The sequence below is a fragment of the Pseudomonas sp. Xaverov 259 genome, from assembly GCF_019352915.1.
Classification (GTDB): Bacteria; Pseudomonadota; Gammaproteobacteria; order Pseudomonadales; family Pseudomonadaceae; genus Aquipseudomonas.
In genome coordinates this window covers 199142-222930 of sequence record NZ_JAAAFV010000031.1, presented here as the reverse complement: position 1 = coordinate 222930, position 23789 = coordinate 199142, and the positions used below count along the sequence as shown (strand labels likewise).

Sequence of the window (23789 nt, the reverse complement as noted above, 5' to 3'; positions counted from 1 at the left end):
CGACCTGAGTGGTTGAAGCAAGAGCCAGATCAAGTGCGAAGCCAAAACATATCTACCTGATGCAACACGGTCTAAGTGTGGGAGCGGGCTTGCTCGCGAATGCGGTGTGTCAGCCAATTCATCTGTAACTGACCCACCGCATTCGCGAGCAAGCCCGCTCCCACAGTTGACCGCATGCAGTTTTGAATATGAGGTCGGCTGCAGATTTACATGCACTGAAGAGCTGCTTTTCTGTGGGAGCTGGCTTGCCTGCGATGCAGACACCTCGGTACATCAGGCACACAGAGTTGATGCCATCGCAGGCAAGCCAGCTCCCACCTTTGACCGAGTTTGGCTCTGCTGTTGCTGTTGCTGTTGCTCTGGCCCTTACATCCTTTTCGATGACGAAGTCAGCGGTCTTTTGATCTGCGCTTTTGATCTTGATCTTGATCTGAAATCGCCCCGTCAAACACGATGGCCGGAATTCGACAGTGATTTTGGGGGGTAAACCGGCAGGACGCCGGTTTAGCCGCGCTGGGCCAAGGATGGCCCATCGCGGCGACCCGCCAAATCACTGGCGGATTGCGGGCATGCCGAGCCTAAGCGAGGCACCGAGTGTTGGGGCGTGTGTACGGGACAACCACATGGGTTACACAAAAGTGCATTCACATAGGTAACACTTTGAGTGAAATATAGCCGTCCTTGTCTGCATTCCTAGCATCCACTTGTCCGAGGATCACTGGGCCGAAAATAACAGCCCACACATCGTCGCTTAGCATCTCCATTCCAATAGTTTGGTATTTCAGTAAATGCCCCACATAAATCCGCAGACCTGACCGATAAATCATCCCGTTTGAGTCAGTCCGGTAACACTCAATATGACTTGCATAACCCATCTCCGGCAGTTTCTCAGGATAGGTTCGAGGTGAAGGTGAATAGCATGAAGCCGGTGTTTTCTGGCTCAGCGCTTCATGCCCTCGCTCGTAATTGTAGTGCTGTATGAAACGATCAAAGTGTTTCTGCTGAGACTCCCAAGCAACCGCAGGTGGATTGGGCAAAGTACTTTTCAGTGTTCGGTGCATACGCTCGTGCCGGCCATTTTGGTCTGGCCGACCGGGCTCGATACGCTCTGGAATGATTCCCAGCCGTAGCCACCAGATCGACAACTGTGACAGTCCTCCGCGCCCTGTGCTGGCAAACGGCACTCCATTGTCAGTACGGATTCGCTCAGGCAAACCATACTCGCGAAACACCCGTTCGAACGTCTCTTGGGTCTCCTTGAAATTGGTGCTGGGCATGCTCTGACAGGCAAGCAAGAAGCGACTGGCATGGTCCATGATTGTTAGCGGATAACACCATACGCCCGCTCCTGTCAGATACTGGCCTTTATAGTCAGCACTGAAAAGCTGGTTAGGCACATCTGCCTTGCGTAACGGTTTTGGATAGACAGCAACTCTTGGCCGCAAGGGTCGAGGCGTGATCAGATCAGCTGCTTTGAGGATGTTATAAATAGTCGTTTTCGAGGGCGGATCCTGGCCCGGAAAGCGCTTTATCAGATCACTCTGGATCTTTTTCGGACCAGGGATTGTCTCGCCTATAGAACGAAGTTCGATAATCGCCTGCTTTACCGCCAGAGGCACCACATAAGTCTGGTGGTGCCGACGACGACTACGCTCATCAAGCCCACTGGGACCTTCTGCTTTGTATCGCTCGACCCACTTGTAGCCGGTCTTTCGGCTGATTTCATAGTCTCGACATAGCTGGCTAAGGCTGTGTTTACCAGTCAGATATTCAGCGACAAACATCACTTTAAGGTCCATAGGTTTCAGCTCTTTCCAGGGCATGGTCAGATCCTCGCGAAATCGACCCTGCCAGTTAAAAACTGTTACCTATGTGCGTGAACTGATTTGTAACCCATGTGGGTGAGTCATACCGGCGAAGACTTTTTGGTTACTTTTGTGTCTTTACAAAAGTGACCCGCCGTCAGGGCGGAACCATAGGCCGCCGTTACCTAAATAACGGATATGCACACCACCACCAATACCCCCACAAACCAAACCCCGCAATAGCGGGGCTTGATCACATCCAGACGAAACTCACTTGGGCGGCACCCAGGTAACCTCGCTGATCCCGAACTTCTCCGCCCAGGGCCGGGTGGTTTTCTTGACCTGCTCATGACCCACGCGCCCGATGCGGCTGACATGCGCAATGTCAGCATCGACCGCCGCCCAGTGCCACGCTTCAGCGTTATTCATCACTTCGGCGCGTACCACAAAGGACTTCGGTTGACCGTGCAGTTGATAGTGAATGGTGTAGATTTTTGCGGTACTCATGTTGCCTCCCTGTCTTGTTATAGATGGATAGGCGGGCGTTCAAAAAGGTTCACTCAAAATGACAAGCCGTACGCTGGCGCGGCATAGTGACGCACTCGTCACGCGCCCAAGGATCGCGCCATGTCCCGATTGACTCACAGCCAGCTCTACCTGCAGCGTCTGGGCTACGACTCTGCCCCGCCACCCACGCTCAAAACCCTGCAGGACCTGCAGTTGCGGCACGTCTGCACCTTCGCCTTCGAGAGCCTGTCGACCTTGCTGCATGCGCCGGTGCCGATCGACCTGCCCAGCATCGAGCAAAAGGTCCTGCTGGACGGGCGCGGTGGTTACTGTTTCGAGCTTAACTACCTGTTCCTGGCGCTGTTGCAGGAGTTGGGCTTCGACGCCCGCGGGCTTACCGGCTGGGTGGTGATGGGCGGGGCGCCTGATGCGCGCACCGGGCGCACCCATCGCCTGAGCCTGGTGACCCTGGACGGCGTGCGTTATGTCACCGACGTCGGCTTCGGCGGCATGGTGCCCAGCAGCCCCTTGCAACTGGACACCGAGGCGCCCCAGGCCACCGCCCATGAGCCTTATCGCCTGACCTTCAACGGCGCCGATTACACCTTGTGGGCGCAGGTGGGTGAGGAGTGGCGTGGCTTGTATGTGTTCGACCTGCAAGTGCAGGCGGATATCGACTACACCATCGGCAATTGGTACGTGTCGACACACCCGTCCTCTGTCTTTGTCGGGCAACTGAAGGCGGCGCTGTTGGCGCCGGGTAAACGGCATACCTTGGCCAATGCCCACTACGCGGTCCATCACTTAAACCGGCCCAGCGAAAAACGTACGATCGAGAGTGGCGATGAGCTGCAGGCACTGCTGCGCGAAATCTTCGGTATCCGTCTGCCCGCGCATCCACAGTTGCATGACACGCTGGAACGGCTGGTGAAGGCATAACTGTCCGCCCAAGCCCCCTTTGTGTCCGCCAAAACCCTCAACGCAGAGCCGTGGCTGCCTTAGTGTGGAATCCACTTTCCATACTAAGAAGAGAGGGTGTCCATGCGCCGCGTCGTATTATTGTTGGCTGTGCTGGGCCTGCTGACGGCCTGTGACAATCCGCCCAAACCTGCCCCCGAACGCACCGCTGCCGCCACGACCATGCCCGCCGACCCGGTGCTGGCGCAGGTCTACGACACCAGCTGCAAGCTATGCCACGCCAACCCGGCCGCCGGCGCACCGTTGGCGGGCGACAAGGCCGCCTGGAGCCCACGTGTCGCCCAGGGCGCCGACACGCTGCTGGATCACAGCATCAACGGCTACAACGGCATGCCGCCGATGGGGCTGTGCATGCAGTGTTCCGAAGAGCAGTTCCTGGCGCTGATCAGCTTTATGGCCGGTGTTCAACTCCCATAATAAAAAGAGGTGGTGGATGGCGCTTTCACGGCGGCAACTGTTGCAACGCTCGGCGGTGGCCGGGGCATTCCTGGCTCTGTCGAGTAACCCGGTGTTGGCTCAACTGGCCCGCGCACCACGGCTGATCCCGTGGCGCAACTGGTCGGGCGCGCAGACCTGCCTGCCGCTGGCGCGGCTGGCGCCCAAAGACCTGGATGAATTGGTGCAGGTGATTCGCCAGGCGCCGAGCACTATTCGGCCCGTAGGCTCGGCGCATTCCTTCAGCGCCCTGGTGCCCACCGACGGAACCTTGTTGTCGCTGAGCTACTTCAATGGGCTGCTCGCGCATGACCCTGCGACCCTGCAAGCGACCTTTGCCGCGGGCACACCAATGTCACGCATGGGGCCGGCGCTCAAGGCCGTCGGCCAGGCGCTGCCGAACATGGCGGACATCGATTACCAGACCCTGGCCGGGGCGATTGCCACCTCCACCCATGGCACCGGCGTGGGCTTTACCTCGTATTCCGGTTGCGTCACCGGCCTGCAACTGGTCACCGCCCAAGGCGACGTGCTGGACTGCGACGCGCAACGCCATCCCGAGGTGTTCAGCGCCGCGCGCGTGTCCCTCGGTGCGTTGGGCGTGGCCACCCGGATCCGCTCGCAGAACCGCGCACCGTACCGCTTGCGTGAGCGCCAGTGGATCGCCAAGACCGAAGAGTTGCTGGAGGATGTGCCGAAGAACACCCGCGAAAACCAGCACTGGGAAATGCTCGTGGTCACCCATTCCGACTACGCGCTGTCCATCGCCCTCAACGAAACCGATGACCCCGAAACACCTCCCGTCGACCCGGCGGAGGCGGGCGGCAATGAGTTTGTGTCGATCATCGAAAAACTCGACAAATACGCCAGTGATTTTCCGGGCACACGCCGCACCTTGCTCAACAGCCTGCGCTTTTTCGCCAGCTTTGAAGATCGCGTGGCCGAGTCGTTCCAGGTCTATGCCAATGTGCGCAACGTGCGTTTCAACGAGATGGAATACTCGGTGCCCGCCGAGCACGGCCCGGCGTGCCTGCGAGAAATTCTCAAGCTGATCACCGACAAGGACCTGCGCACCTGGTTTCCCATCGAGTACCGCTATGTCAAGGCCGATGACATTCCCTTGAGCATGTTCGAGGGCCGCGACAGCTGTTCGATCTCGGTCCATCAGCATTACGCCATGGACCATCACAACTTCTTTGCCGCCGTGGAGCCGATTTTCTGGAAGTACGCCGGCCGCCCGCACTGGGGCAAATTGCACACCCTCAACGCGCGCACCTTGCAGCCGCTATACCCGCGCTGGGACGAATTCACCCGCGTGCGCCGCGAGCTGGACCCGAGCGGCAAGTTTCTCAATGCGCACCTGTCATCGATCCTGGGAGTGGCCTGATGAAACGCCGACATTTTGTGCTGGGCGCCGCCGTTGCGGCAGTGGCGGGTGGCTGGTGGCTGCGGCCAAGTGATCGCGGCGGCCCATACAGCGAGTATTTCCGCAGCCTTAATGAGGAACTCAAAGCCCATGGGCCGATGCGCCCGGTGATGCTGATCGACCTGGACCGCCTGGATCACAATATCGACGTGGTGATGCAGTCGGTTCGGCGTGGCGGCAAGCATCTGCGCCTGGTGGAGAAGTCGCTGCCGTCGCCGGGGTTGCTGGCGTATATCGCCAAGCGCGCGGGCACAGCGCGGCTGATGTCGTTTCATCAGCCGTTTTTGAATCACGATGTGCTGGTGTTTCCCGAGGCCGATATCCTGATGGGTAAGCCGTTGCCGGTACGCTCGGCCGAGCTGTTTTATCAAACCCATAAAGGCCGGTTTGACCCGGCCAGGCAATTGCAGTGGCTGCTGGACACGCCTGAACGGTTGCAGCACTACCTGGCGTTGGCGCAAGGCTTGGGCACGCGGTTGCGGGTGAATATCGAGCTGGATGTGGGGCTGCATCGCGGCGGTATCAGCGATAACGCGGTGCTGGGGCAAATGCTTACGCTGATCAGCGCCAACCCGCAACACTTGGAGTTTGCCGGGTTTATGGGCTACGACCCATTTGTGGGCATGGGCGTGCCGGGCATTCTCGGTACGCCACAGGCGCTGTTTGACCAGGTAATGCAGCGCTACAACGGCCATGTTGACTTCACCCGTCAGCAGTTTGCCGGGTTATGGCGTGAGGGGCTGACGCTCAATACGGCGGGCAGCCCCAGTTACCGTATTCATGAGCAGGAACAGTTGAGTACGGAGGTGTCGGTGGGCACCGCGTTGCTCAAGCCGACGCATTACGATTTGCCGTCGTTGAGTGAACATGTGCCCGCTGCGTTTATTGCTACGCCGGTATTGAAGCGCACCGGGCCGCTGGAAATTCCGGCGCTGGATGGCAAGTCACGGGTGTTTTCGTGGTGGGATGCGAACCAGCGCGAGACGTTCTTTATTTATGGCGGTAACTGGATGGCGCAATTCGAGTCGCCGCAGGGGCTGCAAAGCAATGAGCTGTTTGGGCGCAGTTCTAACCAGGAGATGGTCAACGGCTCGCCTGCGGTGCAACTGAACATTGATGATCAGGTGTTTTTGCGCCCGACCCAGAGTGAGTTTGTGTTGTTGCAGTTTGGGGATTTGCTGGCGGTGCGTGGCGGTAAAATCGTCGAGACCTGGCCCGTCTATACCTGACGAAAATCGGTCGACATGTGGGAGTGTGCTTGTGTGGGAGCTGGCTTGCCTGCGATGCAGACGCCTCGGTCTCAAGAATAGACCGCGGTGATGCTATCGCAGGCAAGCCAGCTCCCACACAATCACATTCCCACACAAGTCAGTGTTCCTGTTTCAAGTAGCGTTTTTACAGCGCAAAAGGAATGGTGATCTTGGCCCACAACATATCGCCTTCCGGCCGGTTCTTCACATCAAACTCCTTGGCCCAGCGCACCTCGGCGCTGGCGTATTTCAAGAAGGTGAAATACACCGCCGGGCCAATCGCAAACACTTGCCCCTTCACGCCGTCATTCACTTCATCACCATAGATATTCACCACCGTGCGCCCGTACTGCTTATCGTCGGTGGTCTGTTTCAGGTAATAACCGTTGATACCCAGGCTCAGGTTGTCGGTCACCTTGTAGCTGGCCGAGTAGTCGAAGTGAAAGATCTGGCCGGAGCGGTAGTCGGTGTCGTGGTTTTCTTCGTTGAAGCTGTAGGTGGTCTTGATCGACAGTTCGGTACGCTCATTGGGCATCCAGGTCGCAGAGACCAGCGGCTTGTAGGTGTAGAAGTTGTTGCTGGTGTTGGCCAGGCGCGTGGCGTCGTATTCGCCGGTGGGCAGGGTGATTTCCACGGCGGCGGCCAGGGTCAGGTTTTTGCCCATGTCCCACAGGATGATCGGCGCCAGGGTGGTGTCGCCCATGCTTTCGCGGGTGTCGGACATACCGAACAGCGCCACCTGTTGCTTGATATACGGCTGGGCGATATAGCCGCCCAGGCGCCCGCCGAACACACGCACGGGACTCAGGTAGTCCAGGCGCGGGATGATCGCGTCGGACTTGATCCGCACTTCTGAGACCTTGCCGCCGAGGGAGCTGATGTCCAGTTTGCGTGCCTGGTAGTGGTTGTAATACAGGTTGAAGGCGAACATATGGTCGGGCAGGTTGTTCACGTCCAGCGGCAGGATGTAGAAACCATCGGTGCCGGGGCCGATGTTGTCGACGCCGCCTTCGGTGGCCAGCGCCGGCAGGCTGAGCAGGCTCAACAGCGCCAGTTGCAGGGGGGGAAGTGCTCGGGTGGGGTTCATGTCTGGCCTCTTTATTATTGTTAGGGCACCGCTGACGTTAGAAATAAGCCCTCAGCGCGCGACGTGGCAGGGTTTTGGCGGCCAGATATGGGGACTTTGCCGGACAGGTTTCACTCAGGATGCAGCGGCTCTTGCAAGCGCCTATGATTAACAGGATGTTTCTAAAACAAGAACTGAAGTACTCAGTCAGGAACCCGTGAGCCATGCAAAGGAAAGCCGTTGACCCGCAATTTGAATTGGCGCTGGTGTCGCCGTTCCTGTTGCAAACCCTTGGGCACGTGGTAGCGCAAAAGGGCGCGAATGCCCAAGCCTTATGCCGGGGCCTGGGGTTTACCCTGGCCGACCTGGATGACCCGGCCCAGCGCATTTCCTATCGCCAGGCCGTGGCAATGATCCAGCGCGCACTCAAGGTGCTGCCCGATCAGGGGCTGGGCCTGTGGGTGGGGCATCAGAACGTGCTGGGCACCCTCGGTCTGCTCGGCCATGTGATCTCCCTGTGCAAGACCCTGCGCGATGCATTTGCCATTGGCGAGCGCCATCAACACACCTCCGGCGGCATCGCCACCACGCGTACCCATGAGACCCTGGAAGAAGTCCACGTTGACGTTGAATGCCTGCTGCCGTTTGCCGAGGTGCAGGTGTTTGCGGCCGAAGAGTTCTTCGCCAGCCTGATGGTGTATGGCCGCGCCTTGGTGGGGGAGGCGTTTATGCCCCTGCGCATGGAGTTCGTACACGCTGCGCCGCCTTACGAGGCTGAATACCAACGCCTGTTTGGCGCGGATGTGCGCTTTGGCTGCCTGCACAATCGCATGGTCCTGGCCCCGCATTGGCTGGATAAACGCCTGCCTAATCACCACGCACTGGCGTTGCGCCAGGCCTTGGAGTTGCTGGAGTTGGAAAGCGCCCAGTTGCACCAGAAGATGGACCTGATCCAGGCCGTTGAGCGCGCTATTTCGCGGGATCTGCAGGGCAGCCAACTGGAGAAGGTCGCCGGCGACTTGAACATGAGTGGGCGCACCCTGCGCAGACGCTTGACCGAGCACGGGCTGACCTTCGAAGCCTTGCTGGAACAGGTTCGACGCGCCCGCACCATGGGCCTGCTGGGCAATCCGGGGTTATCGATTGAGCGCATTACCGAGGAAGTCGGCTACAGCGATGTGCGCAGTTTTCGGCGCGCGTTCAAGCGCTGGACGGGGGTGAGCCCCAGTGCATTTCGCGGCGAGGGAGGAGGGCTGGCGTAGTCCGTCGGGTGGTCCCGTGTGGACGCCGGTCTAGAGCGGTTTTATGACGCCGATGAACTTTCCGGGCGGGCGCGCAAAGGTTTGCTTTTCGGCGAATCAAAAAGCGCGCCGATCGCCTGACGCGCACGTGACAACCGGCTCATGATCGTGCCGATCGGCAGGTCGAGCATTTCGGCGGCTTCCTTGTAGCTGAAGCGTTCCACGCCCACCAGCAGCATGACTTCGCGCTGGCCTTCGGGGAGTTTTTCTACCGCTTCGATAATCTGCCGGTGCATCATGTCGGATTCCGGGTTGGGCGCCTCGGGGTCGCTGACGGTTTCCAGAAATTCGTCGTTCCAGTCCATGCGCGAACGGCTGCGCACTTTGCGTGAACGCAGCTCGTTGATCCAGGTGGAATGCACAATCGAGAACATCCAGCTCAGCACCGAGGTGTCGGGCTGCAACTGATGGGCGCGTTCCAGCGCACGCACGCAGGCGAGCTGAACCAAGTCTTCGGCATCGTGCTTGTCACCGGAAATGCGCAGCGCGAATGCCCATAGGCGCGGCAGCAGTTCTGGCAGCAGTGCGGGTAAGTCAGCACCGGTGATCGACATATTTCCTCTTTTTATTTCTTGATGCCTAAAATGGTGCGGTCAGGCTACGAGGTCGATACCGTAGCGGATGCCTGGGTTGCGGCGTCCTTTTTGCGGTGCTGAGGGTCCTTGGGGTGACAGTGAATTGTATCAAGATGCTAACAAAATGCATCTGTTTGGACAGTGACTGAAAGATTATTGACAGCTTATGCAGGGAGCAGGCCAATCAGTCTGACAATCGTGTCAGGAAAAATACCCGGACACATAGTGAAACATATAAGATTTATTCGGCCCTGGGAATATTTTCAATCCCAGGGTGTTTTCTTAATGTTGTTGTACCTGTTGCCGAGTGTTTTGCGGTTGCTTAAACGTTCTTTTGCCCTGTTGCTACGGCAACGACGATGTCAATATGATGGCTTGTCGCTACCCGCTGACTCGCCGCTTCGGCCCACAAGGTCGAGAATCTCACAGCAGAAATTGATCAATACAAACGGAGTGATAATCCCATGGTAGCGGACGATGCCTTGCTAATGGCCTATGTTGACGGCGAACTGTCGCCGCAACAGAACCAGGAGCTGGAGCGGCTGATAGACGCGTCGCCGGACCTGGCTCTGCGAGTCTCTCGGTTGATGGCTTCCTGCCTGCCTTATGAGCAAGCGTTTGCTCGCCAGAACGTGCCGCCGGTGCCCGAGAGCCTCAAGCTCAGTATTGCTGCGCTGGCCGCTCAACATTCGGCGTCTGCCCAGGCGAAAACGGCTGACACTCCTTCCGCTGCCGAGAAAGCAGACCGCGGTTTTGCGCGTCTGTTCGCGTTCCTCCAACCTAAATTTGCATGGCCGGCCCTGACGTTCGTTGCGGGTGCGGCCTGTTATGCGCTGGTGCTTCAAGTGGGTGCATTCAGCGGTGCCCTCAAGCCCGGTTTTGATGCAACCGCGCCGGCTGTGGCCCAGACCTCTCCCTGGGTTCAACAGGCGGCTGCCTACCAGCATCTGTACACCCGCGAAACGGTTGCCTACGCGGTCCAGCCGACCGATGTGGTGACCAAGACACTCGCTGATATCCGTGAGGTAGACGGCCTCGCCCTGCGTGTTCCAGACCTGAGTGCCGCCGGCCTGACCTTTCAGCGTGTGCAGCGCCTGCGCTTCAATAACAAGGCGCTGGTGCAGTTGGTGTACCTGCCTGCCAATGGCGCACCGGTTGCATTGTGTGTAATGAAAGAACCCAAGCCCGATCAATCCATCGCCCAACAGAGCGTGGCGCAGATGAACGTAGTAACCTGGCGCCAATCCGAGTTGGGCTACGCGCTTATCGGCGAGCCTGAACAAGGTGTGGACTTGAACGCCGTTGCCCGACTTGTCGCCGATCGCAGTGCGGCCCAGCTGTTTGCTGATGTGCCTGCCCCTCTGTGGATCGCCGCCATCCAGAAATGACCCTGCTGGGGTCGGGCATTGGTTCCTGATGCTGCGATCCCAGATAGCTAGATGACAAAACCTACCCTGTTGCATAAAACCCATCGTTTACCTCTTGTCGTTGTGGCTATCGCGGTGCTCGCAGGTCTGGCTGCCTGGGCGCTGCACGCCGGGTACGCCCCATCACCCACGGCTACGCAAATCGTCGATGAGATGGAGGCCGTCGCCGGTGGCGCTCATCCAGGCTTCCGGCGTAACCATGCCAAGGGCCAATGCATCAGCGGCCGCTTTGAAAGCACCGGTAATGCCGTAGAGATTTCCAGCGCGTCCTTGTTACAGCGTGGCAGCGTGCCGCTGATCGGCCGGTTGTCCGCCGCCGGTGGCGACCCTTCCCAGGCCGATGTGCACGGCATGATCCGCAGCATGGCCCTGCGCTTGGCCTCGGATGACGGCGACGCCTGGTACATGGCGATGAACTCCGTGCCGGTGTTCCCGGTGAACACCCCCGAAGGCCTGTACCAACAGCTGCGCGCCTCCATGCCGGCCTACGGCAGCAGCGGGCCTGACCCACAGAAAATGCAGGCGTTCAAAAACGCCCATCCTGAAATGCGTCCGTTCGAGGCGTGGCTGGCGAGCCATCCCGGGTCTTCAGGGTTTGATAACACTACGTTTTACAGCGTCAATGCCTTTCGCATGACCGACACTCAAGGCGCGGTGCACCTGGTGCGCTGGAGCATGGTGCCTGAGGCGTCTTACCAACCGATGACAGCCGCGCAATCACGCGACCCGGACTTCCTCGCTTTCGGTTTTGCCAAGCAATTGCAACACGGCCCGGCGCGCTGGCATTTGATGATCAGCCTGGCCGAACCGGGTGACGTCACCACCGATGCCACGGTGCGCTGGCCACAAGCGCGGCGCCAGATCGACGCGGGCGTGCTGGTGATTGATGCCCAACAGTCGCAGGTCGATGGCGCGTGCCGTGATATCGACTTCAACCCGCTGCAATTGCCGGCCGGCATCTCGCCTTCGGACGACCCTTTATTGCTCGCCCGCCAAGCCGCGTACGCCGAATCCCACCGGCGCCGTGTTGAGGAAGAACGCGCGCATTAAGAAATTTCTTCAGCCCACGGAATAAATCATTTCCCTCGCCTGTTCTATCCCCAGAACAACTTGAACGAGGGAAGTACGATGGGCCTGCCCAGCGAAGCTCAACCACTGGATTTCACCGCACTGGCCCGGCCTTTGGCCGAGGTCGACGGCTGTGGCCTCAACTTCGAATACGACCCTGGATTCCTGGAGCTGGAAGAAGAGGCACTTGGCAAGCCCGAAGTGCAGTACGGCGAAACCATCACCCAAGCCATCGAGCCGAACTGGAAACGCGTGACGTTGCTGGTTTTGCCGCTGCTGGAGCAAAGCCGCGACCTGCGCCTGGCCATCTGGCTCACCCGCGCCCAGCTCAATGTCAACGGCATTCCAGGCCTGGCCGCCGGCTTGGAGCTGGTGCAGGCGCTACTGGAAAACTGCTGGGACGGCCTGCACCCGCAACTCGACCCGCAAGACGACAACGACCCTTTGTTGCGCATCAATATCCTCGCCTTCCTCTGTGAGCCTGCCGGCTTGCTGCGCGACGTGCTGGACGCGCCGCTGGTCAGCACCCGCAGCATGGGCGCAGTGAGCTTGCGCCAGGTTGACCTGGCAACGGGCGAGGAGGGCGATAACGTCAGCCTGGCGATGATTGAAGGCGCATTCGCCGAAGCCGATCCTGCTGCGCTGAGCGCTACTGAAGCCGCATTGGCAAAGGCGCTGGCGCTCAGCGTGCAGATCGAGCAACGGCTTACCGAGAAGGTCGGCGTTGGCCGGGCCATCGATCTGAGCAGCCTGGCCTCGCTGCTGCGCCGCGCCGGTGAGGTGATCCAGCGGCGCTTGCCGAGTGCTGCGCCGGCTGACGTTGAGCCCGTCATTGCTGCAACGGCCGCCGTCGCAGTCGCCGCCCCTCAAGCGCCACGCGGCGAGATCAATAGCCGCGAAGACGCGCGCCAGACCATTGACCGCCTGTGCACCTATTTCCAGACCTTTGAACCCGCAAGCCCGGTGCCGATTTTGCTGCAGCGGGCGAAGAAGCTGATCGACAAGAATTTCATGGAATTGCTGCAAGACCTCGCCCCCGATGGTCTCGCGCAACTGGCGCTGGTCAGCGGTGTTCGCAACAGCGACACCTGACCCTTTTAGTCTCAACCCCACACACCGGAGCTTTTCCTGTGGCCAAAGAAAGCAGTCAGAAGTTCATCGCCCGCAACCGTGCGCCGCGCGTTCAGATCGAATACGACGTGGAGATCTACGGGGCGGAAAAAACCGTGCAGCTGCCGTTTGTCATGGGCGTGTTTTCGGACCTCTCGGGCAAACCGGCCGAGCCGTTGCCGCCGGTGGCCGAGCGCAAATTCCTGGAAGTCGACATCGACAACTTTGACGACCGCCTCAAATCCATGAAGCCGCGCGTAGCCTTCCAGGTGCCCAACACCCTGACCGGCGACGGCAACCTGCCGGTGGAAATCACCTTTGAATCGATGGACGACTTCACCCCGGCCGCCATCGCCAGCAAGGTGCCAAGCCTCAACCAGTTGCTGATCGCGCGTAGCCAATTGTCGAACCTGCTGACCTACATGGACGGCAAGGTCGGTGCCGAGGAGTTGCTGGCCAAGCTGCTCAGCGACCCTGCGGTGATGCAAGCCTTGAGCAGTGCGCCCAAGCAGCCCGAATAACTGAATAACCGCTGCCTGCGCCGGTGCCTCGTTTGCCCCGGTACGGGGACGCTTTGCCCAAAATTTGAGGATACCGTCATGTCCACGACTCAATCGGAACAGCCGGGGCAACTTGCCCAGGTCACGGAATTCGACGCCGGCGACTTCGCCAGCCTGCTGCAAAAAGAGTTCAAGCCCAAGACCGACAAGGCCAAGGAAGCGGTCGAAACCGCCGTGCGTACCTTGGCCGAGCAAGCGCTGCAAGGCACGCAACTGATGCCCAACGACGTGCTGGGCACCATCGAAGGCCTGATCGCCGCTCTTGACCAGAAGCTCACCGAGCAGGTCAACCACATCCTGCACCACGAAGAATTCCAGGGCGTCGAAAGCGCCTGGCGCGGCCTGCACTACCTGGTCAACAACACCGAGACCGACGAGACCCTGAAGATTCGGGTGATGAACATCTCCAAGAGCGAAGTGCACAAGACCCTGCGCAAGTTCAAAGGGGTGGCCTGGGACCAGAGCCCGATCTTCAAGAAGCTCTACGAAGAGGAATACGGCCAGTTCGGCGGCGAGCCCTATGGCGCGTTCGTGGCCGATTACTACTTCAACAACAGCGCGCCGGATGTGGAGTTGCTGACCCAGATGGCCCGCGTCAGCGCCGCCGCCCACTGCCCGTTGATCACCGCCGCCGACCCCAGCGTGATGCTGATGGAGTCGTGGCAGGAGCTGGCCAACCCGCGTGACCTGACCAAGATCTTTCAGACCCCGGAACACGCCGCATGGCGCAGCTTCCGCGCCAGCGAAGACTCGCGTTATGTCGGCCTGGCCATGCCGCGCTTCCTGTCCCGTGCGCCATACGGTGCCAAGACCAACCCGGTGGAAGCCTTCGATTTCGAAGAAACCACCGACGCCGCCGGTGCCAAGGACTTCACCTGGGCCAACGCTGCCTATGCGATGGCAGTGAACATCAACCGCTCCTTCAAACACTACGGCTGGTGCTCGCAGATCCGCGGCATCGAATCCGGTGGCGTGGTGGAGGGGCTGCCGGTGCATACCTTCCCGACCGATGACGGCGGCGTCGACATGACCTGCCCGACCGAAATCGCCATCAGCGACCGCCGCGAAGCGGAACTGGCCAAGAACGGCTTCATGCCGCTGGTACACAAAAAGAACAGCGACCTGGCGGCGTTTATCGGCGCGCAATCGATGCACAAACCCGCCGAGTACGACGACCCGGACGCCACCGCCAACGCCAACCTCGCCGCGCGCTTGCCGTACCTGTTCGCCACCTGCCGTTTCGCCCACTACTTGAAGTGCATCGTGCGCGACAAGATCGGCTCTTTCAAAGAGCGCGACGACATGCAGGTGTGGCTCAACAACTGGATCGGCCGCTACGTGGAACACAACCCGGCCACTGCCACCGACGCGGATAAAGCCCGCAAACCCCTGGCTGGCGCCGAAGTGGTGGTGGAAGAAATCGAAGGCAACCCCGGCTACTACGGCGCCAAGTTCTTCCTGCGTCCGCACTACCAGCTTGAAGGCCTGACCGTGTCGCTGCGCTTGGTTTCCAAGCTGCCGTCGACCAAATCCAACTGATCAACCTGAAAGGTATCCACCATGATTCTGCTGAACTTCAAAGGCACCCAAATCAAAGGCACTTCCACTGTTGACGCGCACAAAGACTGGATCACCATCGACGCGATCCAGATGGGCGTGGGCCGCGCAATCTCCATCAGTGGCGGCGGCACCGACCGTGACACCAGCAACCCGTCGTTCTCGGAAATTTCCATGACCAAGGCCACCGACCTGGCGTCGGCCGACCTGTTCATGCAGGCCGTGTGCGGCAAGAGCCTGGGCGATGCCGAGATCCACTTCATCCAGACCGGCGGCCCGGACAAGAAGCAACAGGTGTTCCTCAAGCTGATCCTCGGCGAGGCCATCATCAGTTCCTACTCCGCCAGCAGTAACGGCGAGCGCCCGAGCGAAACCTTTTCGATCAACTTCACCACCATCAGCTACGAGTACGACTCCTTCACCGGCGACACCGTGATCACCGGCACGCCGAAGAAGTGGGACCTGGAAAAGAACCAGAAGATCTGACCCGGACTGGTTGGGTTTATGTGGCGAACGGGCTTGTTGTGGCGAGCGGGCTTGCCCCGCGTTGGGGCGCGCAGCGGCCCTAAACCCAGTCATCACTTGTGACCTGCACAAACGTGGCGTCTGTGGTGGGGCTGCTATGCAGCCCAACGCGGGGCAAGCCCGCTCGCCACAACAGCCCCGCTCACCACATCAACTGTGTTCACCACAGATGCCCGATCAGCTTTTTACAGATGGAGATCTAATCCCATGGCTGAACTCACCAGCCGCGAACGCCTGCAGCCGTCCTTGCTCGATCGCCTGAGCGATGACGACACCGAGCACGCCGTGGAACCACGCGACAAACGCGTGTTGTCCATGCGCGGCCTGCGCAAGGCGGTATTACGCGACTTGGGGTGGCTGCTCAACAGCACCAGCCTGGGCAGTTTTCGTGACCTGAGTGCCCACCCGTTGGCGGGGCAGTCGGTGATCAATTTTGGTTTGCCGGACCTGGCCGGCAAGACCGCCGCCGGTTTGGACCGAGAAGCGCTGGGGCGGCGCATCCGCCAGGCGATCTGGGATTTCGAACCGCGGATTTTACGCGACAGCGTGCGGGTGGTGCCGGTAGCGCCCTCGGGCGCGACGGCCAGCCCTAACCAGATGGCCTTTGAAATTCATGGCGAGCTGTGGGGCCAACCATTGCCCGAGCGCCTGTACCTGAAGACCGAACTTGACCTGGAAGCAGGTGAAGCACGGGTCTTCGATATCGAGACAAGGGACGTGCGGTGAACGCCAAACTGCTGCGCTATTACGAACGTGAACTGGCGCACCTGCGCGAAGTCGGTGGTGAGTTCGCTCGCGACTACCCCAAGGTCGCCGGGCGCCTGGGGCTGGAAACCTACGCCTGTGCCGACCCGTATGTGGAACGGCTGCTCGAGGGCTTCAGCTTTCTGGCGGCGCGGGTGCAGTTGAAGATCGATGCCGAGTTCCCGCGTTTTACCAACCACCTGCTGGAGCTGGTTTACCCCCAGTACCTGGCGCCTACACCGTCGATGGCCGTGGTGCAGCTGCAGCCGGACATGACCGAAGGTAGCCTCGCCGCCGGTTTCAAGGTGCCCCGCGGAACTGCCTTGCACAGCCAGTTGGGCAAGGGCGACCAGACCGCCTGCGAGTTTCGCAGCGCCCATGAGGTGACTTTGTGGCCGGTAGAACTGGTCGAGGCGCGCTACTTTGCCTGTGGCGCCCAAGTCGCCGGCGTCGACCTGTCACGCCTCGGCGGGGTCAAGGCGGCGCTGCGTTTGCGCTTGCGTGTCGGTGCCGGCCTGGCCTTCAGCGACCTGAGCCTGGATGGCTTGCCCCTGCATATTCGCGGCGGCGAAGCCATGCCCTCGCGCATCCTCGAACAACTGCTGGCCCAGGCCGCCGGTGTGCTGGTGATGCCGGTGCAGGAGCATGTGGACTGGCATCAGTTCCTGCCCAAAAGCGCCATTCGCAGCCAGGGCTACAGCGACAGCGAAGCCTTGCTGCCCAGCGGCCCGCGTTCGTTCCAGGGCTATCGGCTGTTGCAGGAATACTTCGCCATGCCCCAGCGGTTTATGTTTGCCGAAGTGACCGGGCTGGCCAATAGTGTGAGCCGCTGCAGCGCCGAGCAACTGGACGTGATCGTGCTGTTCAAGAAACTCGACCCGGTGTTGGAACACAGCCTCAGCGCCGCCAACTTCGGGTTGTATTGCACCCCGGCCATCAACCTGTTTCCGATGCGCACCGAGCGTGTGCATCTGTCCGATCAACAATCGGAATACCACGTAATCCCCGACCGCACGCGGCCGATGGACTACGAGATCTATCAGATTGAAAACGTCACCGGCTACGGCAGCGGTGCCGAAGCCAGCCAGACCTTCGAATCGTTTTACCGCGCCAATGACCTGCATGCGCGCACGCCACCCAAGGCCTTTTATCAGGTGCGCCGCGATGCGCGGGTGCTGTCCGAACAACAGCGGCGCCAAGGCCCGCGCTCCAGCTATATCGGCAGCGAATTATTCCTGTCGCTGGTGGACGCCCAGGAAGCCCCGCACCGCAGCGACCTGCGTCAGTTGGGTATCGACACCTTGTGCAGCAACCGTGACCTGGTGCTGAGCATGCCGGTGGGCAGCGGCCGCACGGATTTCACCGTCGAGTCGGGCGCGCCCGTGCAGTCGGTGCGTTGCGTGGCCGGGCCGACGGTGCCCGCGCCGTCGTTTGCTGAAGGCGAGACGGCGTGGCGGTTGGTCAGCCACTTGTCGCTCAATTACCTGTCGTTGCTGGATCAGGACAAGGAGCAGGGCGCGACCGCCTTGCGCGACGTGCTGCGCCTGTATTGCCGCATCGACGACGAAGCCGCGCACAAGCAGATCGAAGGCCTGCGTTCAGTCACCGCCGACAGCATTGTGCGGCGCCTGCCGTTGCCGGGGCCGATCACCTACGGCCGTGGTTTGCAGGTGTGCGTGACCCTGGACGAGTCGGCTTTCGAAGGCGCCGGTGTATTTGTGCTGGGTTCGGTGCTGGAGCAGTTTTTCGCCAAGTACGTGTCGCTCAATTCGTTCACCGAAACCGTGATCAAAAGCACGGCGCGCGGTGTGATCATGCAGTGGCCGGCGCGGGTGGGCAGATGCGAGATCCTCTGACGCTGCTGGCTGACCTTGAAGCGCACCCAGGGCGCTTTGACTTCTATGGCGCACTGCGCCAACTGGAATGCGCCTTCGCGCAGTTGCCACGCATTGGCCAGGCCGCGCGCCCGGCGGATGAGGCGGTGCGTTTCGGTCAGCAACCGTCGCTGGCGTTTGAACCGGCGATGATCGCCGCGCTCAAGCCCGGTGTAACGCCCAAGCTGCTGTTGAATTTCTTCGGCCTGATGGGCGCCAATGGCCCGTTGCCGATTCACCTCACCGAGTACATTCGCGACCGCCAGCGCAACCTCAATGACCCGACACTGGCGGCGTTCTGCGACGTATTCCACCATCGCATGATCAGCCTGTTCTACCGCGCCTGGGCCAGCGCCCAACCAGCTGTGAGCCTGGACCGGCCGGGCGCGGATCGTTTTGCCCAGTACCTCGGTTCGCTGGTCGGTATCGGCCAGGCGTCGCTGCTTGACCGCAACGCCGTGCCCGACGTGGCCAAGCTGCACTTTGCCGGGCGCCTTGGGCCGCAGACGCGCAATGCCGAAGGGCTTGCCGCACTGCTCAGCGACTACCTCGGCGTGCCCGTCAAGGTCGAGCAGTTTGTCGGCCACTGGATGAGCCTGCCCAGCGATGGCCTGTGCGCCCTGCGCAGCGGTCCGGAGGCCGCGGTACTCGGCCAGACCACGGTCATGGGCAAGAAAGTCTGGAACACCCAACACAAGTTTCGCCTGCTGATCGGCCCATTGGACCTGGCGCAGACCCGTCGCCTGCTGCCTGGCGGCGACAGCCTGCAACGCGTGCAGGACTGGGTGCGCCAATACGTCGGCCTGGCGCTGGATTGGGACGTCAACCTGATCGTCAAGAAACAACACTTGCCCGGCTTGCGCCTGGGTTCGGCGCCATTGGGCTGGACCAGTTGGCTGAGCAGTCGAGCCCCCGACCACGATGATCGGCAGTTGCTGATCAACCCTCGTCTCTCTTCTCAAGGACCTGCCCATGGCTGATATCAGTCGCGTCGCGCTTTTCGGCAAACTCAACAGCCTGTGCTACCGGGCGATTGAAAGCAGCACGGTGTTCTGCAAGCTGCGCGGCAATCCCTATGTGGAGCTGGTGCACTGGTTGCAGCAGATCCTGCAACTCAACGATTCGGACCTGTTGCGCCTGATCCGCCATTACGGCATCGACCCGGCCGTATTGGCCCGTGACCTGACCGCCGCGCTGGATCGTTTGCCGCGCGGCTCCACCTCAGTCACCGACCTGTCGAGTCAGGTTGAAGAGGCCGTCGAACGCGCCTGGGTCTACGCCACCTTGATGCTCGGCGAATCCCAGGTGCGCTCCGGCCACTTGCTGCTGGCGCTGCTGAAAACCCCAAGCCTGCGCAATGGCTTGTATGGCGTGTCCCGCGAGTTCAACAAGGTCGGCATCGACGATTTGAGCGAACAGTTCGGCGCCTTGCTCAAGGACTCGCCCGAGGCGCAGATGCGCGCCAGCGACGGCTATCAGGCCCCCGGTGAAGACATCGGCGCCGTGGCACCGACTCAACAGCAAGCTTTGCAGCGCTTTACCGTCGACCTCACCGAGCAGGCGCGCAACAGCAAGATGGACCCCATCGTCGGCCGCGATGAAGAGATTCGCCAGGTCATCGATATCCTGATGCGCCGCCGCCAGAACAACCCGATTTTGGTGGGCGAGGCCGGCGTCGGCAAAACCGCCGTGGTCGAAGGTTTTGCCCAGCGCATCGCCCGTGGCGACGTGCCGCCCAGCCTCAGAGAGGTGCAGTTGTTGGCCCTGGATGTGGGTTTGTTGCAGGCCGGTGCGAGCATGAAAGGCGAGTTCGAACAGCGCCTGCGCTCGGTGATCGACGAGGTGCAGGCCAGCGTCAAGCCGGTGGTGCTGTTTATCGACGAAACCCACACCTTGGTGGGTGCCGGTGGTGCTGCGGGCACCGGTGATGCTGCCAACCTGCTCAAACCGGCGCTGGCCCGTGGCACCTTGCGCACGATCGGCGCGACCACCTTTGCCGAGTACAAAAAGCACATCGAAAAAGACCCGGCGCTGACCCGGCGTTTCCAGACTGTGCAGGTCGACGAACCCGACGAAGCCCGCGCCTTGCTGATGCTGCGCGGTATTGCCGAAACCATGCAGAACCACCACCAGGTGCATATCCTCGATGCGGCGCTGGAGGCGGCGGTGCGCCTGTCCAACCGTTACATCCCGGCGCGTCAGCTGCCGGACAAGGCCGTCAGCCTGATCGACACCGCCTGCGCCCGCGTGGCCATCAGCCTGCATGCCACCCCGGCCGAAGTGGACGACAGCCGTCGGCGCATCGAGTCGCTGGACACCGAGCTTGCGATTATTGAACGTGAGACCGCCATCGGCGTGGACACTGCCAGCCGCCGCGTTTCGGTCGAGGCGTTGCTGGAGGCCGAGCGTGCGCGCCTGGATGCAGTGGAAGGGCGCTGGGACAACGAGCTGGCACTGGTGGAGCAGATCCAGCGTCTGCGCAGCCAGCTGGCGGACTCATCTGATCGTGAAGCCGGGTTGGTCGAACTGCGGCAATTGCAGGATGAACTGGCGGTTCAGCAGGGTGAACACCCGCTGGTGCTGATCAGTGTCGACGAACAGGCCGTGGCCTCGGTGGTGCAGGATTGGACCGGCATCCCGGTGGGGCGCATGGTCAAAAACGAAATCGACAACGTGCTGCGCCTGGCCGAGCGCCTCGGCCAACGCATCATTGGCCAGGACCACGCGCTGGAGATGATCGCGCGGCGTATCCAGACCTCCCGCGCCGGCCTCGACAACCCTGGCAAGCCGGTGGGCGTGTTCATGCTGGCGGGCACCTCCGGGGTGGGCAAGACCGAGACCGCGCTGGCCCTGGCCGAGTCGCTGTATGGCGGCGAGCAGAACGTGATCACCATCAACATGAGCGAGTACCAGGAGGCGCACACCGTTTCCACGCTCAAGGGCGCACCGCCCGGCTACGTGGGTTATGGCGAAGGCGGCGTGCTCACCGAAGCGGTGCGGCGCAAGCCTTACAGCGTGGTGCTGTTGGACGAGGTGGAGAAGGCTCACCCGGATGTACACGAGTTGTTTTTCCAGGTGTTCGACAAGGGCTGGATGGAAGACGGCGAAGGCCGGATCATCGATTTCAAGAACACCCTGATCCTGCTCACCACCAATGCCGGTACGCCGCTGATCAGTCGCCTGTGCCGGCACCCGCAGACCATGCCTGGGCCGGAGGTGATCGCCAAGGCACTGCGCGAGCCACTGCTGGAAGTGTTCCCGCCAGCCTTGCTCGGGCGCCTTGTGGTCATCCCGTATTACCCGCTGAGCGACGCCATGCTCGGCAGCATCATCCGCCTGCAACTGGCGCGCATTGAGCAGCGTATCGCCGTCAATCACAAAATCCCGTTTACCTTCAGTGAGGAGGTGGTGCAGTTGATTGCCAGCCGTTGTACCGAGCTGGAAAGCGGCGGGCGGATGATTGACGCGATCCTCACCAACTCGATGCTGCCGGCGATCAGTACCGAATTCCTCAACCGCCTGCTATTGGGCACGCCCGCGACGCAGGTGCAGGTCAGCGTGGAAAACGGCGAGTTCGCTTATGCGTTTAGCGAGGCCGTGAGGTAAACCGTTATGGCAACTACCCAGGTTCATCGCGAGATCCAGGTTACCAGCGTGCTCGGCGCCGATGTGCTGTTGTTTCGGCGCATGCAGGCGTCGGAAGGGCTGTCGCAGCTCAGTGACTATCAGTTGGAGCTGTACAGCGAGCGCGCCGACCTGAATATCGACGACGTGCTGGCGACCCAGATGACGGTGGCGGTCGACCTGCCCAAAGGCGGCAGCCGTTACTTCAGCGGGCATGTCAGCCAGTTTTCGTTCAGCACGCGCCAGGGCCGTTACTGCACCTACAAGGCGGTATTGCGCCCGTGGCTGTGGTTCCTGACCCTGGCCAGCGATTGCCGGATCTTCCAGGAACTGAGCGTGCCGGACATCCTCAAGCAGGTGTTTGCGCCCTACAGCATTGCCGATGTCGACACCTCGGGCCTGAGTGCCAGCTACAAGGCGCTGACGTACTGCGTGCAGTACCGTGAAAGCGATTTCAACTTCGTCAGCCGCCTGATGGAGCAGGAGGGTATCTACTACTACTTCAAGAGTGCCGCCGGGCGTCACACCTTGGTGCTGGCCGATTCCTACGGTGCGCACGCGCCGGCGCCAGGCTATGCCCAAGTGCGTTTCATGCCCGCCGAAGACCACGCCATGCGCGAAAGCGAGGTGATCTACGACTGGCGCATGGGCGGCGATGTGGAGCCGGGCGGCTATACCTTGCAGGACTTCGACTTTGAAAAGCCCACGGCCAACCTGCTGGCCAAGTCGACGCTGGCCGGCAGCTACCCGCAATCGCGGCATGAGCGCTACGACTACCCAGGCAAATACACCGAGCGAAAAAGCGGCGAAACCTACGCGCGCACCTTGATCGAGTCGCTGCACACCGGCAGCCAGCGCGTCACCGGTGCCACCCGTGCGCGGGGCTTGTTTCCCGGCGCGTTGATGACGTTGACCGAGCACCCGCGCAGCGAGCAGAACGCGCAGTTTTTGCTGGTGGAGGCGCGCTACACATTGTCCTCGGACACCTACGAGCCGACGCCCCCGGCCGAGCCGGCGCCGGTGCTGAGCTGCGAGTTCGTGGCGTTGTCGCGCCAACAGCAATTTCGCCCGCCCAGTGTGGCGCGCAAGCCGCTGATGCACGGCCCGCAGACCGCCATCGTGGTCGGCAAACAGGGTGAGGAAATCTGGACCGACAAATACGGGCGCATCAAGGTGCAGTTCCATTGGGACCGTGAGGGCAAGCGTGACGAAAACAGTTCGTGCTGGATTCGTGTGGCCCAAGGCTGGGCGGGCAAACGCTGGGGCGCGCTGTATACGCCGCGCCTCGGCCAGGAAGTGGTGGTGAGCTTTCTGGAAGGTGACCCCGACCAGCCGCTGGTGACCGGCAGTGTCTATAACGCCGACACCATGCCGCCGTATGCGCTGCCGGAGAACGCCACGCGCTCGACGCTCAAGAGCAACTCGTCCAAAGGCGGTGGTGGCTACAACGAGCTGCGTTTCGAAGACAAAAAAGGCGCGGAGCAGGTGTTCCTGCACGCGCAAAAAAACCTCGACCAGCGCGTGCTCAAGGATTCCCTCGACTGGGTCGGCGGCGACCGCCATTCCAAGGTCGACAAGGACCTGCGCGAAAAAATCGGTGGCGACCGGCACTCGGCGGTCGGCGGCCATCGCAATGAGAAGGCCGCTGGCGATGTGTCGATGGCCGCAGGCGCCAACATGATCATTAACGGCGGCCTGAAAACCGGCGTGACAGCCGGCCTGGACATGTACATCAAGGGCGGCGCCAACGTGGTGATCGAAGCGGGCGCGACCATCACCCTCAAAGTCGGCTCGACGTTCCTGACCCTGACCCCGGCAATGATCGTCGCATCGATCATCCCGCTGCCGCTGCCCGAGGCGGCTTCGGCCGCCACCGCCCTGGCCCTGACGGCCGCCACCGGACCGGCTGGCGTGCCGCTGCCGCCCAAGGAGGCCGACGATGGCCAGTAACTTTTTC

General features: G+C 61.0%; 20 protein-coding genes. 16 read left to right on the top strand and 4 right to left on the bottom strand.

Translation table 11 applies throughout. The features are described 5' to 3' along the window. Positions 1-644 precede the first annotated feature (644 nt). On the bottom strand, positions 645-1823 hold the full coding sequence (locus K0H48_RS11670) for an integrase core domain-containing protein (protein WP_219267566.1): 1179 nt from the start codon (positions 1821-1823) through the stop codon (positions 645-647). A 252-nt stretch (positions 1824-2075) separates the two neighbouring features. After that, positions 2076-2312, bottom strand: coding sequence for a DUF6555 family protein (locus K0H48_RS11665; protein WP_017137532.1), 237 nt, complete (start codon positions 2310-2312; stop codon positions 2076-2078). 120 nt (positions 2313-2432) lie between these two features. Here K0H48_RS11665 and K0H48_RS11660 point away from each other — a divergent pair, with 120 nt between their 5' ends. From K0H48_RS11660 to K0H48_RS11645, 4 genes are all read left to right on the top strand, one after another. Next, a complete protein-coding gene (locus tag K0H48_RS11660; RefSeq protein ID WP_219267565.1) occupies positions 2433-3251 on the top strand; it encodes an arylamine N-acetyltransferase in 819 nt (272 codons plus the stop codon). A 102-nt stretch (positions 3252-3353) separates the two neighbouring features. After that, complete coding sequence (locus tag K0H48_RS11655) at positions 3354-3707, top strand: cytochrome c5 family protein (RefSeq protein ID WP_219267564.1); 354 nt, start codon at positions 3354-3356, stop codon at positions 3705-3707. Between the two features lie 76 nt (positions 3708-3783). Next, positions 3784-5112: a D-arabinono-1,4-lactone oxidase gene (locus K0H48_RS11650; RefSeq protein ID WP_219267956.1), complete on the top strand. Its 1329-nt coding sequence runs from the start codon at positions 3784-3786 to the stop codon at positions 5110-5112. Positions 5113-5171: 59 nt separating this feature from the next. Continuing rightward, positions 5172-6380, top strand: coding sequence for a DSD1 family PLP-dependent enzyme (locus tag K0H48_RS11645; protein WP_219267955.1), 1209 nt, complete (start codon positions 5172-5174; stop codon positions 6378-6380). 166 nt (positions 6381-6546) lie between these two features. Here the strand turns inward: K0H48_RS11645 and K0H48_RS11640 are convergent, their stop codons facing one another. Further along, positions 6547-7488 carry a transporter gene (locus tag K0H48_RS11640; RefSeq protein ID WP_219267563.1) on the bottom strand — a complete coding sequence of 314 codons (942 nt, stop codon included), beginning with the start codon at positions 7486-7488 and terminating at the stop codon, positions 6547-6549. Positions 7489-7691: 203 nt separating this feature from the next. On the opposite strand from K0H48_RS11640, the gene K0H48_RS11635 reads away from it, so the two are divergent. Continuing rightward, positions 7692-8729, top strand: coding sequence for an AraC family transcriptional regulator (locus tag K0H48_RS11635; RefSeq protein ID WP_219267562.1), 1038 nt, complete (start codon positions 7692-7694; stop codon positions 8727-8729). A gap of 41 nt (positions 8730-8770) precedes the next feature. On the opposite strand, the gene K0H48_RS11630 is transcribed toward K0H48_RS11635, so the two are convergent. Beyond that, a complete protein-coding gene (locus K0H48_RS11630) occupies positions 8771-9322 on the bottom strand; it encodes an RNA polymerase sigma factor (RefSeq protein ID WP_219267561.1) in 552 nt (183 codons plus the stop codon). Positions 9323-9807: 485 nt separating this feature from the next. On the opposite strand from K0H48_RS11630, the gene K0H48_RS11625 reads away from it, so the two are divergent. The 11 genes from K0H48_RS11625 to K0H48_RS11575 all read left to right on the top strand — a co-directional run bounded on the left by K0H48_RS11625 (position 9808) and on the right by K0H48_RS11575 (position 23782). Then, positions 9808-10731, top strand: a complete 924-nt coding sequence (locus K0H48_RS11625; protein ID WP_257626927.1) for an anti-sigma factor — start codon at positions 9808-9810, stop codon at positions 10729-10731. Positions 10732-10782: 51 nt separating this feature from the next. Continuing rightward, on the top strand, positions 10783-11820 hold the full coding sequence (locus K0H48_RS11620) for a catalase family peroxidase (RefSeq protein WP_257626926.1): 1038 nt from the start codon (positions 10783-10785) through the stop codon (positions 11818-11820). Between the two features lie 78 nt (positions 11821-11898). Continuing rightward, positions 11899-12930: a type VI secretion system protein TssA gene (gene tssA, locus K0H48_RS11615; RefSeq protein WP_219267560.1), complete on the top strand. Its 1032-nt coding sequence runs from the start codon at positions 11899-11901 to the stop codon at positions 12928-12930. Between the two features lie 38 nt (positions 12931-12968). Beyond that, positions 12969-13469, top strand: coding sequence for a type VI secretion system contractile sheath small subunit (tssB, locus tag K0H48_RS11610; protein WP_219267559.1), 501 nt, complete (start codon positions 12969-12971; stop codon positions 13467-13469). 78 nt (positions 13470-13547) lie between these two features. Further along, positions 13548-15047 carry a type VI secretion system contractile sheath large subunit gene (tssC, locus tag K0H48_RS11605; protein ID WP_219267558.1) on the top strand — a complete coding sequence of 500 codons (1500 nt, stop codon included), beginning with the start codon at positions 13548-13550 and terminating at the stop codon, positions 15045-15047. 21 nt (positions 15048-15068) lie between these two features. Beyond that, positions 15069-15551, top strand: a complete 483-nt coding sequence (locus K0H48_RS11600) for a type VI secretion system tube protein Hcp (RefSeq protein WP_078743332.1) — start codon at positions 15069-15071, stop codon at positions 15549-15551. A gap of 246 nt (positions 15552-15797) precedes the next feature. Further along, entirely contained in the window at positions 15798-16316 is a 519-nt protein-coding gene (tssE, locus tag K0H48_RS11595) for a type VI secretion system baseplate subunit TssE (protein WP_200431851.1), read from the top strand. Then, a complete protein-coding gene (gene tssF / locus K0H48_RS11590) occupies positions 16313-18190 on the top strand; it encodes a type VI secretion system baseplate subunit TssF (RefSeq protein ID WP_219267557.1) in 1878 nt (625 codons plus the stop codon). The genes tssE and tssF overlap by 4 nt, the downstream gene beginning before the upstream one ends. Next, positions 18175-19188, top strand: a complete 1014-nt coding sequence (tssG, locus tag K0H48_RS11585) for a type VI secretion system baseplate subunit TssG (protein WP_257626925.1) — start codon at positions 18175-18177, stop codon at positions 19186-19188. Before tssF ends, tssG begins: the two co-directional genes overlap by 16 nt. Further along, positions 19181-21814: a type VI secretion system ATPase TssH gene (gene tssH, locus K0H48_RS11580; RefSeq protein WP_219267555.1), complete on the top strand. Its 2634-nt coding sequence runs from the start codon at positions 19181-19183 to the stop codon at positions 21812-21814. The genes tssG and tssH overlap by 8 nt, the downstream gene beginning before the upstream one ends. 6 nt (positions 21815-21820) lie before the next feature. Beyond that, a complete protein-coding gene (locus K0H48_RS11575) occupies positions 21821-23782 on the top strand; it encodes a type VI secretion system Vgr family protein (protein WP_219267554.1) in 1962 nt (653 codons plus the stop codon). Positions 23783-23789: the final 7 nt, after the last annotated feature.

Excerpts from the sequence above, each read along its gene's own strand:
- K0H48_RS11575 (WP_219267554.1), top strand. The coding sequence starts at position 21,821 with ATGGCAACTACCCAGGTTCATCGCGAGATCCAGGTTACCAGCGTGCTC.
- K0H48_RS11600 (WP_078743332.1), top strand. The coding sequence starts at position 15,069 with ATGATTCTGCTGAACTTCAAAGGCACCCAAATCAAAGGCACTTCCACT.
- K0H48_RS11635 (WP_219267562.1), top strand. The coding sequence starts at position 7,692 with ATGCAAAGGAAAGCCGTTGACCCGCAATTTGAATTGGCGCTGGTGTCG.
- K0H48_RS11655 (WP_219267564.1), top strand. The coding sequence starts at position 3,354 with ATGCGCCGCGTCGTATTATTGTTGGCTGTGCTGGGCCTGCTGACGGCC.
- K0H48_RS11660 (WP_219267565.1), top strand. The coding sequence starts at position 2,433 with ATGTCCCGATTGACTCACAGCCAGCTCTACCTGCAGCGTCTGGGCTAC.
- K0H48_RS11665 (WP_017137532.1), bottom strand. The coding sequence starts at position 2,312 with ATGAGTACCGCAAAAATCTACACCATTCACTATCAACTGCACGGTCAA.
- K0H48_RS11670 (WP_219267566.1), bottom strand. The coding sequence starts at position 1,823 with ATGCCCTGGAAAGAGCTGAAACCTATGGACCTTAAAGTGATGTTTGTC.
- tssA (WP_219267560.1), top strand. The coding sequence starts at position 11,899 with ATGGGCCTGCCCAGCGAAGCTCAACCACTGGATTTCACCGCACTGGCC.
- tssH (WP_219267555.1), top strand. The coding sequence starts at position 19,181 with ATGGCTGATATCAGTCGCGTCGCGCTTTTCGGCAAACTCAACAGCCTG.
- K0H48_RS11625 (WP_257626927.1), top strand. The coding sequence starts at position 9,808 with ATGGTAGCGGACGATGCCTTGCTAATGGCCTATGTTGACGGCGAACTG.
- tssC (WP_219267558.1), top strand. The coding sequence starts at position 13,548 with ATGTCCACGACTCAATCGGAACAGCCGGGGCAACTTGCCCAGGTCACG.
- K0H48_RS11630 (WP_219267561.1), bottom strand. The coding sequence starts at position 9,322 with ATGTCGATCACCGGTGCTGACTTACCCGCACTGCTGCCAGAACTGCTG.
- K0H48_RS11640 (WP_219267563.1), bottom strand. The coding sequence starts at position 7,488 with ATGAACCCCACCCGAGCACTTCCCCCCCTGCAACTGGCGCTGTTGAGC.
- tssE (WP_200431851.1), top strand. The coding sequence starts at position 15,798 with ATGGCTGAACTCACCAGCCGCGAACGCCTGCAGCCGTCCTTGCTCGAT.
- K0H48_RS11620 (WP_257626926.1), top strand. The coding sequence starts at position 10,783 with ATGACAAAACCTACCCTGTTGCATAAAACCCATCGTTTACCTCTTGTC.
- tssG (WP_257626925.1), top strand. The coding sequence starts at position 18,175 with ATGCGAGATCCTCTGACGCTGCTGGCTGACCTTGAAGCGCACCCAGGG.